This is a genomic window from Mediterraneibacter hominis, assembly GCF_014287475.1.
Classification (GTDB): Bacteria; Bacillota; Clostridia; order Lachnospirales; family Lachnospiraceae; genus Mediterraneibacter; species Mediterraneibacter hominis.
This window is the reverse complement of record NZ_JACOPF010000004.1, coordinates 114197-128862: the sequence shown is the minus strand read 5'-3', so window position 1 is coordinate 128862 and position 14666 is coordinate 114197. Positions and strand designations below refer to the sequence as shown.

The window sequence follows — 14666 nt, the reverse complement described above, 5'->3', positions numbered from 1 at the left end:
GAAAATTGTTTTATGGCACATTATCTTGTAATCGTGGAGTCGCCGGCGAAGGTGAAAACAATTAAAAAATTTTTAGGGGGAAGCTACACGGTGGATGCTTCTCAGGGACATGTTCGCGATCTGCCAAAAAGTCAGTTGGGTGTGGATGTGGAGCAGGACTATGAACCGAAGTATATTACGATAAGAGGAAAGGGAGATATTCTGGCAAAATTAAGGAAAGAAGCGAAGAAGGCAGACAAAGTATATCTGGCGACTGACCCTGATCGAGAAGGGGAGGCTATTTCGTGGCATTTAGCGGCAGCTTTAAAGTTAGACTCCAAGAAAATGCGCAGAATTACATTTAATGAAATTACAAAAAATGCAGTGAAAGCATCCTTGAAACATCCGCGAGACATTGATATGAATCTGGTAGATGCACAGCAGGCGCGTCGTGTATTAGACAGGATGGTAGGATACCGGATAAGCCCGCTGCTTTGGGCAAAGGTAAAAAGAGGCTTAAGCGCCGGAAGAGTTCAGTCTGTGGCGCTTCGTCTGATTGCAGACAGGGAGGAGGAAATCAATGCCTTTATACCGGAAGAGTATTGGAGCCTGGATGCAATTCTAAAGATAGAGGGAGAGAAACGTCCGCTGACGGCAAAGTTCTATGGGACAGAAAAAGAGAAAATCACGATCGGCTCGAAGGGAGAGCTGGATAAAATACTTGCACAGTTAGAAAAAGAAAAATTTGCTGTGAAAAATATTAAAAGAGGGGAAAGGATCAGAAAAGCACCTCTTCCGTTTACCACAAGTACATTGCAGCAGGAGGCAGCGAAGGTACTGAATTTTGGAACGCAAAAGACAATGCGGATTGCCCAGCAGTTATATGAGGGAATCGACATCAAAGGAAATGGAACAGTCGGTGTGATTACGTACCTGCGTACAGACTCTACGAGAATTTCAGAAGAGGCAGACGCAGCGGCAAGAGAATATATCGCAGAGACCTATGGAAAAGAATATGTAACGGAACAGACGTCAGCAAAAAAAATAGAGAAAAAGATTCAGGATGCCCATGAGGCAATTCGTCCTACAGATATTGCAAGGACACCGGCTTCCCTGAAAGATTCTCTTACAAGAGATCAGCTTCGGCTGTATCAGCTGATATGGAAGCGGTTTGCGGCCAGCAGAATGCAGCCAGCGCGTTATGAAACAACATCGGTACGAATCGGAGCCGGAAAATATATATTTACAGTGGCGACTTCCAAAATTGTCTTTCAGGGATTCCGTCTGGTTTATACAGAAGCTGACGAGGAAAAAGAAGAGAGCAATGTGTTGGTAGGGGGATTAAAAGAAGACTCGCTTCTTAAAAAAGAAAGCTTTGATTCCAGGCAGCATTTTACACAGCCGCCGGCACATTATACCGAGGCGACGCTTGTAAAAACATTAGAGGAGCTTGGAATTGGACGGCCGAGTACGTATGCGCCGACAATTTCTACAATTTTGGGAAGACGGTATATCATAAAAGAAGCGAAGAATCTGTATATTACAGAAATTGGCGAAGTTGTAAACAACATTATGAAGCATTCCTTCCCGAGCATTGTGGATGTAAACTTTACGGCAAATATGGAAGGGCTTTTGGACATGGTGGAAGAAGGCAAGGTGGCATGGAAAGAAGTCATACGCAATTTCTATCCAGATTTAAATGAAGCGGTAAATACGGCAGAAAAAGAGTTGGAAAGTGTAAAAATTGAAGATGAAGTGACGAACGTTATCTGTGAGGAATGTGGAAGAAATATGGTAATTAAATATGGTCCTCACGGTAAATTCCTGGCATGTCCCGGCTTTCCAGAATGTCGTAATACAAAGCCATATCTCGAAAAAATCGGAGTGCCGTGCCCAGTGTGCGGGAAAGAAGTGGTTATCCGCAAGACAAAGAAAGGAAGAAAATATTTTGGCTGCGAGAATAACCCGGAATGTGAATTCATGTCATGGCAGAAGCCGTCCAAAGAGAAGTGCCCGGAATGTGGGAAATACATGGTAGAAAAAGGAAATAAATTAGTTTGTTCAGATGAGAAATGTGGATATGTCCGAAATTTGAAAAAGAGTTGATGAATTGTGTTGAAAATTCAGAAACTATATGATAGCATAAAATTATCTGGTGAATTGATGAGATTTGTATATACAATTAGTTTGGAGGAAATGATGAGCGTACAGTTATTAGATAAGACGAGAAAAATTAATAAGTTACTGCACAACAATAATTCCAGTAAGGTCGTATTTAATGATATATGTGCTGTCCTTACAGAGATTTTGGATTCCAATGTACTTGTAGTGAGTAAGAAAGGAAAGATACTCGGTGTCAGCAAGTGCAGCACAGTGGACGGAATCCACGAATTAATTACAGAGACGGTCGGCGCGCATATAGACAGTATGCTCAACGAACGGCTGCTTAACATCCTTTCCACAAAGGAAAATGTAAATCTGGAAACACTAGGCTTCTCCCCGGATGCATCTGCCGGATATCAGGCGATTGTCACTCCGATCGATATTGCCGGAGAGCGTCTTGGAACGCTGTTTATTTACAAGCAGACAGACATGTATTCGATAGATGATATTATTTTAAGTGAGTATGGGACTGCTGTTGTAGGACTCGAGATGCTGCGCTCTGTCAACGAGGAAAGTGCTGAGGAGACGAGAAAAGAGCATATTGTCCAGTCTGCAATCAGTACCCTGTCGTTCTCTGAATTGGAAGCGATTATACACATTTTTGAAGAATTAGATGGAACAGAAGGGATTTTGGTTGCAAGTAAGGTTGCTGACCGCGTAGGAATTACTCGTTCTGTAATTGTCAATGCACTGCGTAAATTCGAGAGTGCAGGGGTGATAGAATCCCGGTCCTCAGGGATGAAAGGAACATATATAAAAGTCCTCAATGATTATGTATTTACAGAATTAGAAAGAATTAAAAAAGAACGTTTGTAATAAAGAGAAGGAAGGGGTGTCAGTAAGCTGATGCCCCTTATCTGACAGAAGGAGGAGCGAGGATGTACGAAGGTAATCCGGTGGATTTAAAGATGGAGAAAGTCATATCGGCGGACGGGATATTTGATGAGGTAACTCACCAGTGCAGAGTTTTACGGTATGATTTGGAAGAAGATGAAGTAATGTTGGAGCTCAAGGAAAAAGATTTGACCAAGATTTCATTAGATGCAAAATACAGATGTTATATTTCGACAAGGACAGAATTACTTTACTGTACAGGCGTAATAAAAGAAAGGTATCAGTCTGAAGACAGGAATATACTAAAATTCAGGATTGAAAACGGATTCTATAATGTACGGGAAACAGGAATAAGTTGATGGAATATAAACTAATTATAAAATTTAGAAACTCTGTTGACAAATAGTCGGCAGAGTGCTATTTTATATTCATGGGGTTAGCACTCGAGATAAATGAGTGCTAATAAAAAGTTATAAAGCTAAAATTAAGGAGGAATTACCATGAAGTTAGTACCATTGGGTGACAAAATTGTGTTAAAACAGTTAGAAGCAGAAGAAACAACAAAATCAGGCATTGTTTTACCTGGCCAGGCGAAAGAAAAGCCACAGGAAGCAGAAGTTATTGCGGTTGGACCTGGTGGAATTATAGATGGAAAAGAAGTGAAAATGCAGGTAAAAGAAGGGGATAAAGTAATTTATTCCAAATATGCAGGGACAGAAGTAGAGCTTGAAGGAGAAGAATATATCATTGTAAAACAGAATGATATTCTCGCAATTGTAGAATAAATGAATAAACATTATAATCAAAAAATATAGGAAAAAGGAGATGCTTAGAAATGGCAAAGGAAATTAAATATGGAGCTGAAGCCAGAGCAGCGTTAGAAAAGGGTGTAAATCAGCTGGCAGATACAGTTAGAGTAACATTGGGACCAAAAGGAAGAAATGTTGTACTGGACAAATCTTTTGGAGCACCGCTTATCACAAATGACGGTGTAACAATTGCAAAGGAAATTGAACTGGAAGATGGTTTTGAAAATATGGGAGCACAATTAATCAGAGAAGTTGCTTCTAAGACAAATGATGTAGCCGGAGACGGTACAACAACAGCGACTGTGCTGGCACAGGCTATGGTGAATGAAGGAATGAAAAATCTGGCAGCAGGCGCCAATCCGATTGTACTGCGCAAAGGTATGAAGAAAGCGACTGACAAAGCAGTAGATGCAATCGCAGCAATGAGCAGCAAAGTAAAAGATAAAGAACAGATTGCAAGAGTTGCGGCAGTTTCTTCTGGTGATGATTCTGTAGGGCAGATGGTAGCAGATGCGATGGAAAAGGTTTCCAACGATGGAGTTATCACAATTGAAGAGTCTAAGACAATGCATACAGAGCTGGATCTGGTAGAAGGTATGCAGTTCGATCGCGGATATATTTCCGCATATATGGCGACAGACATGGAAAAAATGGAAGCAAACTTAGAAGATCCATATATCCTGATTACAGATAAGAAGATTACAAGCATCCAGGATCTGCTTCCACTGTTAGAGCAGGTTGTACAATCTGGTGCAAAACTTCTGATTATTGCAGAGGATATCGAAGGAGAAGCACTGACTACACTGATCGTAAATAAATTGCGTGGAACATTCAACGTAGTAGCTGTAAAAGCTCCTGGATACGGAGACAGAAGAAAAGAAATGCTGCAGGATATTGCAATCCTGACAGGCGGACAGGTAATTTCAGAAGAGCTTGGACTGGATTTGAAAGAGACGACAATGGATCAGCTTGGACGTGCAAAATCCGTAAAGGTACAGAAAGAAAATACCGTAATTGTAGACGGATGTGGTGACAAGCAGGCAATTGAAGATCGCGTTGCACAGATTAAAAAAGCAATCGAAGAGACAACTTCTGATTTTGATAAAGAAAAATTGCAGGAAAGACTTGCGAAACTGGCTGGCGGCGTTGCGGTTATCCGCGTAGGTGCGGCTACTGAGACAGAGATGAAAGAGGCAAAGCTGCGTATGGAAGACGCATTGAATGCGACAAGAGCAGCAGTGGAAGAAGGAATTATTGCAGGAGGCGGTTCTGCTTATATCCATGCGGCAAAAGAAGTTGCAAAGCTGGCAGAAGAACTTGAAGGAGATGAAAAGACAGGAGCAAATATCATTCTGAAAGCTCTGGAAGCTCCTCTGTATCACATTGTTACAAATGCAGGACTGGAAGGCTCTGTAATTATCAACAAGGTTAGAGAGGAAGAGCCGGGAATGGGATTCGACGCATATAAAGAAGAATATGTAGATATGGTAAAAGAAGGAATCCTGGATCCTGCTAAGGTTACAAGAAGCGCACTGCAGAATGCGACAAGCGTTGCGTCTACACTGTTGACAACAGAATCTGTAGTTTCTAATATTAAAGAAGAGACACCTGCTATGCCGGCTGGCGGTGCAGGCGGAATGGGAATGATGTAATATATTCTTGCAAAAGATAGGAAGCAGAAAGAGAAGTCCGATGGGCTTCTCTTTTTATATAATAGGAAAATTCGATAAATTTCCTATTATACAAAAAGCTCTCCGGGCGGGGTGCTGCGTGCCAGTGGCACGCGTTTAGCACCGACCGAAGCGGCAGCGGAGACTGCGCACGCCGCAATAAGGAAATTTTACCGCTTTGCGGTATTGCGGCGGCATGCAAAGTGGACAAGCCCCTCAAGACTGAGGGGCAGGAGAGTTGAAGTGGGCTTGCCCACTTTGTTCTTGTTTAGGAAACTTTGTTCTGTTAAAAAATGATTTTCCCGAATGAAAGAGATCTGGTCGATGATGTCTGTCTTGGAGTTCTATAAGCAGAGCTTCATAATAGAATTTAAAAATTATCAATATCAAATCCAGATACGGCTGTACAATCTATTGACAATTACCTTGAATTTTTGTACCATATCAGATAACCGTTGGTAGCGTCAGTGTACAAGGGGCAATACGGTCGATGAAGGACAAATTTAAGCCGCTTTGTCGTTGCTTTCACTCCGCGTACGTCTTTGTACGCGTCGTTCAAGTGCCTAAAAGAGGCTTAAATTTGTCTCTTCACGACTCTCAGACCTCAACCGCAGAAATTTCGGCGCTTTTCAAGGCAGACGATTGAGGCGTACTGGACGTACGCCGATTGAGGATAACGCTGAAAATCGCCGAAATTACGCGGTTTGAGGCGTGTTGCCCCTTGTACACTGACGCTATACATATATGAGAAAGAGAGGAATTGAAAACATGGGAAAAATTATCGGAGAAGGTATTACATTTGATGATGTGCTCCTGGTACCGGCATACTCAGAAGTAATTCCAAACGAGGTAGATTTATCTACGAACCTGACAAAAAAAATAAGATTAAATATCCCGATGATGAGTGCCGGCATGGATACAGTTACAGAGCACCGCATGGCAATCGCGATGGCACGGCAGGGAGGAATTGGGATTATCCATAAAAATATGAGTATAGAGCAGCAGGCAGAAGAAGTAGATAAAGTAAAACGTTCGGAAAACGGTGTTATTACGGACCCATTTTTCCTTTCTCCGGAACATACATTAGAAGATGCGAACAACTTAATGGCAAAATTCAGAATTTCTGGAGTTCCGATTACAGAAGGAAGAAAGCTAGTCGGAATTATTACAAACCGCGATTTAAAATTTGAGGAAGATTTTTCTAAAAAAATCAAAGAATCTATGACATCAGAAGGACTGATTACAGCGCCTGAAGGAATCACTCTGGATGAGGCGAAAAAAATCCTGGCTAAGGCAAGGAAAGAAAAGCTTCCAATCGTAGATGCAGAAGGAAATTTAAAAGGATTGATTACTATAAAGGATATTGAGAAGCAAATAAAATATCCTCTGTCCGCCAAAGACTCTCAGGGGCGCTTGTTCTGTGGTGCCGCGATTGGCATTACTGCGAATTGCCTGGAACGTGTAGGAGAGCTGGTAAAGGCAAAGGTGGACGTTGTTGTTATGGATTCTGCACATGGACATTCTGCAAATGTACTGCGCGCAGTTCATATGGTGAAAGAGAAATATCCAGATTTACAGGTGATCGCAGGAAATGTGGCGACAGGAGAAGCGACGAGGGCGCTGATTGAGGCGGGAGCAGATGCAGTGAAGGTTGGAATCGGACCTGGCTCTATTTGTACAACCCGAGTAGTGGCAGGGATCGGTGTACCACAGATTACAGCGGTTATGACTTGCTATGAAGCAGCGAAGGAATATGGAGTACCGATTATTGCAGACGGGGGCATCAAATATTCAGGAGACATGACAAAGGCGATTGCCGCAGGGGCAAATGTCTGCATGATGGGAAGTATTTTCGCGGGTTGTGATGAAAGTCCGGGAACGTTTGAACTTTTCCAGGGAAGAAAGTATAAAGTATACCGCGGAATGGGCTCCATTGCTGCAATGGAGAATGGAAGCAAAGACCGTTATTTCCAGGAGAATGCAAAGAAATTAGTGCCAGAAGGTGTAGAAGGCCGTGTGGCATATAAAGGAACTGTAGAAGATACGGTGTTCCAGCTTATGGGAGGGATTCGTTCTGGTATGGGCTATTGCGGAGCACATACCATTGAAGAACTCAAAGAGAATGGAAGCTTTATAAAGATTTCAGCAGCATCACTGAAAGAAAGCCATCCGCATGATATACACATTACAAAAGAGGCTCCGAATTATAGCGTAGACGAGTAGAATAAAAGGATAAGAAAGATTATAAAAGGAGAGATTCTGTGAACGATATACGTTTACAGAGTGTCTCCTTTTAATCAAAATGCAGAAAATCACATTTTTAGAGGAGTACATAAAATTTTCAAGTGTAAAGGAGGATGGGAATGAAACAAAATTATATAAGAGTTGATTTAAGCGAATGGAGCAGGGGAAATTTATTTAAAAACTATATTGACGATATGCGTATTGTTATGAGCCTGACAGTGGACGTTGACGTTACAAAATTGATTGAATTTACAAGAAATAATGGTTTGAAATTTTATCCCACTATGATATGGATTGTATCAAAAATTGTTAATGCACATGATGAATTTAAATATAGTTGGGATAAAGAGAAAAACTTGATTAAATGGGACTTTGTTTCCCCATCTTATGTTGATTTTCACAAGGAAGATGAAAATTTTACAAAACTTGTCACGGTGTTTTCTGATGATTTATTTGAATTTCACAGCCGTTTTATGGCTGATAAAGAAAAAAATAAATTGAAACGTGCTTTTGTAGAAAATCAACCTTTAAATTCCTTCGATGTTACCTGCATTCCGTGGATAAAATACAAACATTTTGATGTTCATGTATTTGATGAAGGTGTTTTTCTTGCTCCTGTTATTACTTGGGGGAAGTATGAAATGGAACAAGGGAAATATATCATGCCTTTAACTATGAATATCCATCATGCGGTAGCGGATGGTTTCCATTTGTCCCGATTTTTCATCGAAGTACAAGAACTGATACATACATTAAATACGATTAAATAATATTGACGAGATCTGTATTACGTAAATGAGGTTGGCAGAATAAAGAAAATTTGAATTACTACAGCTCACATATGAAAACAGATTTGGAATTGAGGCAAAATTGTGGTATAAAGTAAAGTATATTTGAACAGAAGCAACGGAGGAATAATTGATGAAGCCGACGAAGAGTAAATTTGACAAGGCGATAAATATTTTAAGTATTGTGTGTCTGGCGGGGACAACATTTTTTCTGTTTGCTAAATGGGGAAAGATTCCGCAGGAAATACCGGGACATTATAATGCCGCCGGAGAAATAGATAGTATGACAGGAAAGGGCTCCTTGTTTGTGCTGCTGCTGGTAGGATGGGTGCTGTATATTGGAATATCCGTAATAGAACAATTCCCTCAAATTTGGAATACGGGGGTAGAAGTGACGGAGGAAAATAAGGAAAGAGTATATCGCATTTTAAAAGATTTATTGGGGACAGTGAAGCTTGAGATGGCAGGTGTCTTTTCCTTTCTTACGATTTATTCTGTCAATGGGAAAAATCTTCCAGGCTTTTTTCTCCCTGTCTTTTTGGTGGTTGTGTTTGGTTCGTTGATTTACCATATCATACGCCTCGTAAAAGCAAAGTGATTTTAAGAAATTCTTATAAATTGCGGGCAGTAAAGTATGCTAAAATAAGGGGAGATTAAGTGACTGCGGAGCGTACAAATGAAGAGAAAAAAATACAATAGAAAAAGATATAAAGGAAGAGCAGAAAAAAAGCGTCTGTATATTAAAATAGGATTTGCCATACTTTTTATTCTGACCATAGTTTTTCTGTTCTATTCTTGTGTGTGCAAGAGGAATGGGGAGAATACCGGCATCAGAGTAGATGCGTCAAAACCAGAGATTGACGTGCAGCTTTTAGAGGTCAATGAATATTCCAGGCCAGGCATAGAGACGAATGGAATAACGGGAATCGTAATTCACTATACGGCAAATCCCGGGTCAACAGCACAGGAGAATAGAGATTACTTTAATGGACTGAAGGATAGCGGAGAAACTTCTGTAAGCAGCAATTTTGTAATCGGGTTGGAAGGAGAGATTATCCAGTGCGTTCCTACATGGGAGGTGGCATATGCATCAAATGAAAGAAATTATGATACGGTGTCTATTGAATGCTGCCATCCAGACAAGAGTGGAAAATTCACAAAAAAGACGTATCGTTCATTGGTGCAGCTTACGGCATGGCTGTGTGAGAAATTCGGACTTACAGAAAATGAAGTGATTCGGCACTATGATGTGACTGGAAAAGATTGTCCCAAGTATTTTGTGGAAAATGAGAAGGAGTGGGAACTATTTAAAGGGGATGTAAAAGCTGCTATGGAAAGGTCAGAAGAGGAGGCAAAATAGCGGTCGAATATTTTCTTGCTATCGCGCGGGAAAGTTGTTATAATATGTTAGATTATGAAGCACTGGCGAATATGGCTTGAAATAGGCATATTTTTATTTGCTGTGATAGAAAAGGAAGAGGAAAATGAACGATTTGGAGATGTACCGGGAGCAGCTTGCGATATGCGATGACAAGATTATAGATGCTCTGATGGAAAGAAATGCTGTGATTGAAAAAATTATGGCATATAAAGAAACATACGGGATGCCCGTCCTACAGCCGGCACAGGAAGAAAAGCAGGAGAAGCGAAGAAAAGAAAAGCTTGCAGGAAACAAATATCAGGAAGAGATACAGGATGTCTTTAAAAGAATTATGCGCAATAGCAAGAGGATCCAGGCACGCAAGCTATTTCATTATAACATTGTATTAATTGGTTTTATGGGAGCAGGGAAGTCTACCATATCCGATTATTTAAGTACGATGTTTGCTATGCGTCTCATAGAGATGGATCAGGTAATAGAAGAGCGCGAAGAAATGAGTATTTCGGATATATTTGCGACTTATGGAGAAGAATATTTTCGCAGCTTGGAGACAAAGCTTTTAAAAGAACTGCAGAATACAAATAATTGCGTTATTTCCTGCGGCGGAGGGGCTGCTCTTAAGGAAGAGAATGTAAAAGAGATGAAGAAAAACGGGCGTGTAGTTTTACTCACAGCAAGCCCTCAGACGGTGTATGAACGGGTGAAAGACTGTGATGACCGTCCAATACTGGATGGACGCAATAATGTAGAAGTCATTGCAGAGATGATGGAAAAACGGCGGGAAAAATATGAGGCGGCCGCAGATGTGGTAATTCAGACAGATCATAAAACAGTATTGCAGATATGTGAAGAGTTAATTACAAAATTGATGGAGTTGAATGGAAAATAATGTTTGAACGTTTTTTTCCGGATGCATATATGGAGTCTACATATGTCATCCCATTTGAAAAATTGTATGAAGAGGGTGTAAGAGGGGTTATATTCGATATAGACAATACGCTGGTTCCACATGGGGCTCCTGCAGACAAACGTGCCAAGGTATTATTTAAGCGCTTGGAACAGATAGGGTTTTCCTCTTGTCTGATATCGAATAATCAGGAGGCACGTGTGAAGCTGTTTAACCAGGATATTGGAACAAATTATATTTACAATGCGCACAAGCCTTCTGTAAAGAATTATATAAAGGCGATGAGAATAATGGGAACAGATCAGACGAATACAGTATTTATCGGGGATCAACTGTTTACCGATGTATGGGGAGCGAAACGTGCGGGAATCCGTAATATTCTGGTAAAACCAATTCATCCCAAGGAAGAGATACAGATTGTTTTAAAAAGGTATCTTGAAAAATTAGTGTTGCATTTTTATAATAAGAAGAATGCTTAGGAGATAAAAAAGGCTTGAAAAAAGAAGCAAACTATTATAAAATTATAAACAGTCGATATTAGGAAAACACGTATAATACGTGGTTGAAGGAGGATTACGAATGATTGCAGCAGGAGAATTTAAGAATGGTGTAACCGTTGAGATAGACGGAAATATTTATCAGATTTTGGAATTCCAGCATGTAAAACCTGGCAAAGGTGCAGCATTTGTTAGAACAAAATTAAAAAATATTATCAGTGGCGGAGTTGTTGAGAAGACATTCAGACCAACAGAAAAATTCCCGAAAGCGCATATTGATAGAAAAGATATGCAGTATTTATATAGTGATGGTGATCTGTATAATTTCATGGACGTTGAGACCTATGATCAGATTGCACTGAACTCAGAAGTAGTAGGAGATGCACTGAAATTCGTAAAGGAAAATGAAACAGTAAAAATTTGTTCGCATAATGGAAATGTAATCTCTGTAGAACCGCCATTGTTTGTAGAACTGGCAATTACAGAGACGGAGCCAGGATTTAAAGGAGATACAGCACAGGGAGCTACCAAGCCGGCTGTAGTGGAAACAGGAGCAACCGTTATGGTTCCGCTGTTCTGTGAGACAGGTGATATACTGAAGATTGATACGCGTACAGGAGAATACTTGTCCAGAGTATAACATACGTAGGAGTAGGAACAAGAACGTCTTATAGATGAAAGTCTGTAAGGCGTTTTTATAATATTAAGAAAGGATATAAAAGCAACAAAATATTGCCTGGTACGGGATTGTGTTTTGGGTCATATTCTTCTATAATCAAAGTTACCCAAATAGATTCAATTCAATAAATACATATCATATTTATCAGATGGCACAGATCGTGCCGGTTTTCTCATGGAAAGATGAACGCGCAAAATAGAAAGGAGTAGTATGCTATATCAGGAGTTTGTGCGCGTAGTGAAGGAAGAAATGAATAGAGAACTAAGAGGAGGGGCAAAAGCAAGCATTTATAAAGCGGTAAAAAATAATGGAAAAGAAAAACAGGGGATTATTATAGAGACATCGGGAATAAACATTTCTCCGACAATTTATCTGGAGGAATTTTATGAAGCGTATAGAACAGGGAAACCCTTGAAGGAAATTATTATAGAGATAGTAAACTTTTATGAAAAAGTAAAATGTAAAAAGCCTTGGAATCCAAAGGAGATTGAAAACTATGCGAGCATAGGAAGAAAAGTTGTATTTAAACTGATTAACACAGAAAAAAATAGAGAACTTTTGTCGCTAGTACCTCATATTGACATATTGGATTTGTCGCTTGTATTTTATGTGCTCTTAGGAGTTACCAGGGACGGCAGTGCAACAATGCTCATATATAATGAGCATCTTACCAGATGGAATGTAAACATGGAGCGTATATGGAAAGATGCACAGAGGAATGTAATGCAGCTGCTTCCAGCGCAGTTTTATACTATGCGCAGCATCCTGGAAACGGATACGGCGGATGAAATTTGTATGGGAGACAGAGAGGAGAAGAACCTGCTGCAGGGTGGATATATAGAATATGATTCGATGTATGTACTGTCAAATACGATAAGAAATCTGGGAGCTGCGTGCATTATATATCCCCAAATACTGGAGATGGTAGGAGATATTTTGCAGGAGGATTATTACATATTGCCAAGCAGCATACATGAAGTGATAATTGTACCTGTATCTAAAGGCCTGGTTCCAGAAGAAATGAACAGAATGGTAAAAGAAATTAATGAAACACAGGTTTTGGATGAAGAAGTATTAAGCAATCACGCATACATTTACGAGCGTACAAAGAAAAAGCTAAAAGGTTGCTCTTTACAATCTGCTGGAATTATGCTAGGATAATTAAGGTTACTCCGTTGGAAAGAAGATAGAAAATCGTATTTCGGCGGGGCCTGAATTTATACGTCTGTAGCTCAGTGGATAGAGCAATGCCCTCCGGAGGCATGTGCGGCGGTTCGATCCCGCCCAGACGTGTATTTTTTATGCCTGTAAAAGAGAGACTCCTTAAACAAGGAAAAAAGCATGTGCCAGGGGAAAGGGGCAGGAGAATGAGAGGATATAAAAAGGCATTTCGAAGGGCATTTCCTTATACAATTCCAGTGTTGACAGGATATTTGTTTATTGGGATTGCGTTTGGCGTTATGTATGCGGAAAAAGGCTATTCAGCTTTGTGGGCAGTACTGATGAGCGTGATGGTGTATGCAGGATCAGGGCAGTATCTGGCGGTGAATTTTTTTGTGCCGGGCGTTTCATTTTTGCATGTCGCATTTATGACTTTGATGGTAAATATACGGCATGTATTTTATGGCATATCTCTGCTGGATAAATTTCACCGCATGGGGAAGAAGCGGTGGTATATGATTTTTTCTCTGACAGACGAGACGTATTCTCTTCTGTGTACGGTTAAGATACCAAAGGATGTCGAAGAGGAAAAATTTTTATTTGCAATTGCTCTTTTAGATCAATGCTACTGGATTATTGGATCAGCGATTGGAGGAATCTTAAAAAATGTACTGCCTTTTAATGCTGAAGGTATTGAATTCGCAATGACTGCCCTGTTTGTTGTTATTTTTATAGAACAGTGGCTGGAAAAGAAGAACCGGATTCCGGCAGCGATCGGAGTGGGGGCGGCATTTCTATGTCTGCAGATATTTGGGAGTGCAAATTTCGTATTTCCCACAATGATACTCTGTGTACTGGTGCTTTTTGCATCTAGAAAGCGGATCTCGGAGGAGGTGGACATATGCCGGTAAATGCAGGACTCTCTTTTTTGATTATTCTAGTAGTGGCGTTGACGACATTTTGTACAAGAGTTGTTCCATTTCTTGTATTTCCGAAAGGAAAGAAGATTCCGCTGGTGATTGAGTACCTTGGAAAGGTGTTGACTCCTGCTGTGATTGGGATGCTGGTTGTATACTGTTTAAAAGATACCCAGGTATTGACAGCACCGCATGGTATTCCAGAAGGCATAGCGGTACTGACTGTGGCAGTACTGCATATATGGAAAAGAAATAATCTGCTGAGTATAGGGGCAGGAACTGTCTTGTATATGATACTTATACAGACAGTTTTTTGAGATAAATATATATTCTAAAGAATGAATCTTATAATTCGAAGAGAAAAGATCGGGCTTATCCTGCTGTAATGTCCCAACTGAAAAGAGATGGGTACTGCTGTCAGAGGTTTGCAGCAGGAGGGCGTCGGTTTTTATATGTCTAAAAATTTAAATAAATCAGGTATTCTATTATGTCCATCTGATGGACAATCGTTTTTCCGGCAGTTAGCTGCCTGGATATTCTGAATCTTTACCCAATGAAGCAAAAAAACGATTGTAAATAGCAGCTATTCTATTATGTGTGTTACCGGTCATTTATACATTTTTATGTCTGGCGTCGA

General features: G+C 40.3%; 15 protein-coding genes and 1 tRNA gene. All 16 read left to right on the top strand.

Annotation, left to right across the window (positions count from 1 at the left end; translation table 11 throughout):
• Window positions 1–12: 12 nt before the first annotated feature.
• The 16 genes from topA to H8S37_RS15025 all read left to right on the top strand — a co-directional run bounded on the left by topA (window position 13) and on the right by H8S37_RS15025 (window position 14346).
• On the top strand, window positions 13–2085 hold the full coding sequence (gene topA / locus H8S37_RS15100) for a type I DNA topoisomerase (RefSeq protein WP_186876902.1): 2073 nt from the start codon (window positions 13–15) through the stop codon (window positions 2083–2085).
• Window positions 2086–2178: 93 nt separating this feature from the next.
• Window positions 2179–2958: a GTP-sensing pleiotropic transcriptional regulator CodY gene (gene codY / locus H8S37_RS15095; protein ID WP_186877038.1), complete on the top strand. Its 780-nt coding sequence runs from the start codon at window positions 2179–2181 to the stop codon at window positions 2956–2958.
• Between the two features lie 62 nt (window positions 2959–3020).
• Window positions 3021–3335 (top strand): hypothetical protein, encoded by a 315-nt coding sequence (locus tag H8S37_RS15090; protein WP_186876901.1) that lies wholly within the window; start codon window positions 3021–3023, stop codon window positions 3333–3335.
• A 141-nt stretch (window positions 3336–3476) separates the two neighbouring features.
• Window positions 3477–3761 (top strand): co-chaperone GroES, encoded by a 285-nt coding sequence (gene groES / locus H8S37_RS15085; protein WP_186876900.1) that lies wholly within the window; start codon window positions 3477–3479, stop codon window positions 3759–3761.
• 50 nt (window positions 3762–3811) lie between these two features.
• Entirely contained in the window at window positions 3812–5437 is a 1626-nt protein-coding gene (gene groL / locus H8S37_RS15080) for a chaperonin GroEL (RefSeq protein ID WP_186876899.1), read from the top strand.
• A gap of 786 nt (window positions 5438–6223) precedes the next feature.
• Window positions 6224–7678, top strand: coding sequence for an IMP dehydrogenase (gene guaB / locus H8S37_RS15075; protein ID WP_186876898.1), 1455 nt, complete (start codon window positions 6224–6226; stop codon window positions 7676–7678).
• A 140-nt stretch (window positions 7679–7818) separates the two neighbouring features.
• Entirely contained in the window at window positions 7819–8469 is a 651-nt protein-coding gene (locus tag H8S37_RS15070) for a CatA-like O-acetyltransferase (protein ID WP_186876897.1), read from the top strand.
• 151 nt (window positions 8470–8620) lie between these two features.
• Window positions 8621–9085 carry a DUF1648 domain-containing protein gene (locus H8S37_RS15065; protein WP_186876896.1) on the top strand — a complete coding sequence of 155 codons (465 nt, stop codon included), beginning with the start codon at window positions 8621–8623 and terminating at the stop codon, window positions 9083–9085.
• Between the two features lie 78 nt (window positions 9086–9163).
• Complete coding sequence (locus H8S37_RS15060; protein WP_186876895.1) at window positions 9164–9847, top strand: peptidoglycan recognition protein family protein; 684 nt, start codon at window positions 9164–9166, stop codon at window positions 9845–9847.
• A gap of 124 nt (window positions 9848–9971) precedes the next feature.
• Window positions 9972–10757, top strand: a complete 786-nt coding sequence (locus H8S37_RS15055) for a shikimate kinase (protein ID WP_186876894.1) — start codon at window positions 9972–9974, stop codon at window positions 10755–10757.
• Window positions 10757–11254 (top strand): YqeG family HAD IIIA-type phosphatase, encoded by a 498-nt coding sequence (locus H8S37_RS15050; protein WP_186876893.1) that lies wholly within the window; start codon window positions 10757–10759, stop codon window positions 11252–11254. The genes H8S37_RS15055 and H8S37_RS15050 overlap by 1 nt, the downstream gene beginning before the upstream one ends.
• Before the next feature lie 100 nt (window positions 11255–11354).
• Entirely contained in the window at window positions 11355–11912 is a 558-nt protein-coding gene (gene efp, locus H8S37_RS15045) for an elongation factor P (RefSeq protein ID WP_186876892.1), read from the top strand.
• Between the two features lie 249 nt (window positions 11913–12161).
• On the top strand, window positions 12162–13112 hold the full coding sequence (locus tag H8S37_RS15040; RefSeq protein ID WP_186876891.1) for a DUF5688 family protein: 951 nt from the start codon (window positions 12162–12164) through the stop codon (window positions 13110–13112).
• Window positions 13113–13172: 60 nt separating this feature from the next.
• Window positions 13173–13244 (top strand) — tRNA-Arg (locus H8S37_RS15035).
• A gap of 74 nt (window positions 13245–13318) precedes the next feature.
• A complete protein-coding gene (locus H8S37_RS15030; protein ID WP_186876890.1) occupies window positions 13319–14023 on the top strand; it encodes an AzlC family ABC transporter permease in 705 nt (234 codons plus the stop codon).
• Entirely contained in the window at window positions 14014–14346 is a 333-nt protein-coding gene (locus H8S37_RS15025; RefSeq protein ID WP_186876889.1) for a branched-chain amino acid transporter permease, read from the top strand. The genes H8S37_RS15030 and H8S37_RS15025 overlap by 10 nt, the downstream gene beginning before the upstream one ends.
• Window positions 14347–14666 lie beyond the last annotated feature (320 nt).

Excerpts from the sequence above, each read along its gene's own strand:
- topA (WP_186876902.1), top strand. The coding sequence starts at position 13 with ATGGCACATTATCTTGTAATCGTGGAGTCGCCGGCGAAGGTGAAAACA.
- codY (WP_186877038.1), top strand. The coding sequence starts at position 2,179 with ATGAGCGTACAGTTATTAGATAAGACGAGAAAAATTAATAAGTTACTG.
- H8S37_RS15090 (WP_186876901.1), top strand. The coding sequence starts at position 3,021 with ATGTACGAAGGTAATCCGGTGGATTTAAAGATGGAGAAAGTCATATCG.
- groES (WP_186876900.1), top strand. The coding sequence starts at position 3,477 with ATGAAGTTAGTACCATTGGGTGACAAAATTGTGTTAAAACAGTTAGAA.
- groL (WP_186876899.1), top strand. The coding sequence starts at position 3,812 with ATGGCAAAGGAAATTAAATATGGAGCTGAAGCCAGAGCAGCGTTAGAA.
- guaB (WP_186876898.1), top strand. The coding sequence starts at position 6,224 with ATGGGAAAAATTATCGGAGAAGGTATTACATTTGATGATGTGCTCCTG.
- H8S37_RS15070 (WP_186876897.1), top strand. The coding sequence starts at position 7,819 with ATGAAACAAAATTATATAAGAGTTGATTTAAGCGAATGGAGCAGGGGA.
- H8S37_RS15065 (WP_186876896.1), top strand. The coding sequence starts at position 8,621 with ATGAAGCCGACGAAGAGTAAATTTGACAAGGCGATAAATATTTTAAGT.
- H8S37_RS15060 (WP_186876895.1), top strand. The coding sequence starts at position 9,164 with ATGAAGAGAAAAAAATACAATAGAAAAAGATATAAAGGAAGAGCAGAA.
- H8S37_RS15055 (WP_186876894.1), top strand. The coding sequence starts at position 9,972 with ATGAACGATTTGGAGATGTACCGGGAGCAGCTTGCGATATGCGATGAC.
- H8S37_RS15050 (WP_186876893.1), top strand. The coding sequence starts at position 10,757 with ATGTTTGAACGTTTTTTTCCGGATGCATATATGGAGTCTACATATGTC.
- efp (WP_186876892.1), top strand. The coding sequence starts at position 11,355 with ATGATTGCAGCAGGAGAATTTAAGAATGGTGTAACCGTTGAGATAGAC.
- H8S37_RS15040 (WP_186876891.1), top strand. The coding sequence starts at position 12,162 with ATGCTATATCAGGAGTTTGTGCGCGTAGTGAAGGAAGAAATGAATAGA.
- H8S37_RS15030 (WP_186876890.1), top strand. The coding sequence starts at position 13,319 with ATGAGAGGATATAAAAAGGCATTTCGAAGGGCATTTCCTTATACAATT.
- H8S37_RS15025 (WP_186876889.1), top strand. The coding sequence starts at position 14,014 with ATGCCGGTAAATGCAGGACTCTCTTTTTTGATTATTCTAGTAGTGGCG.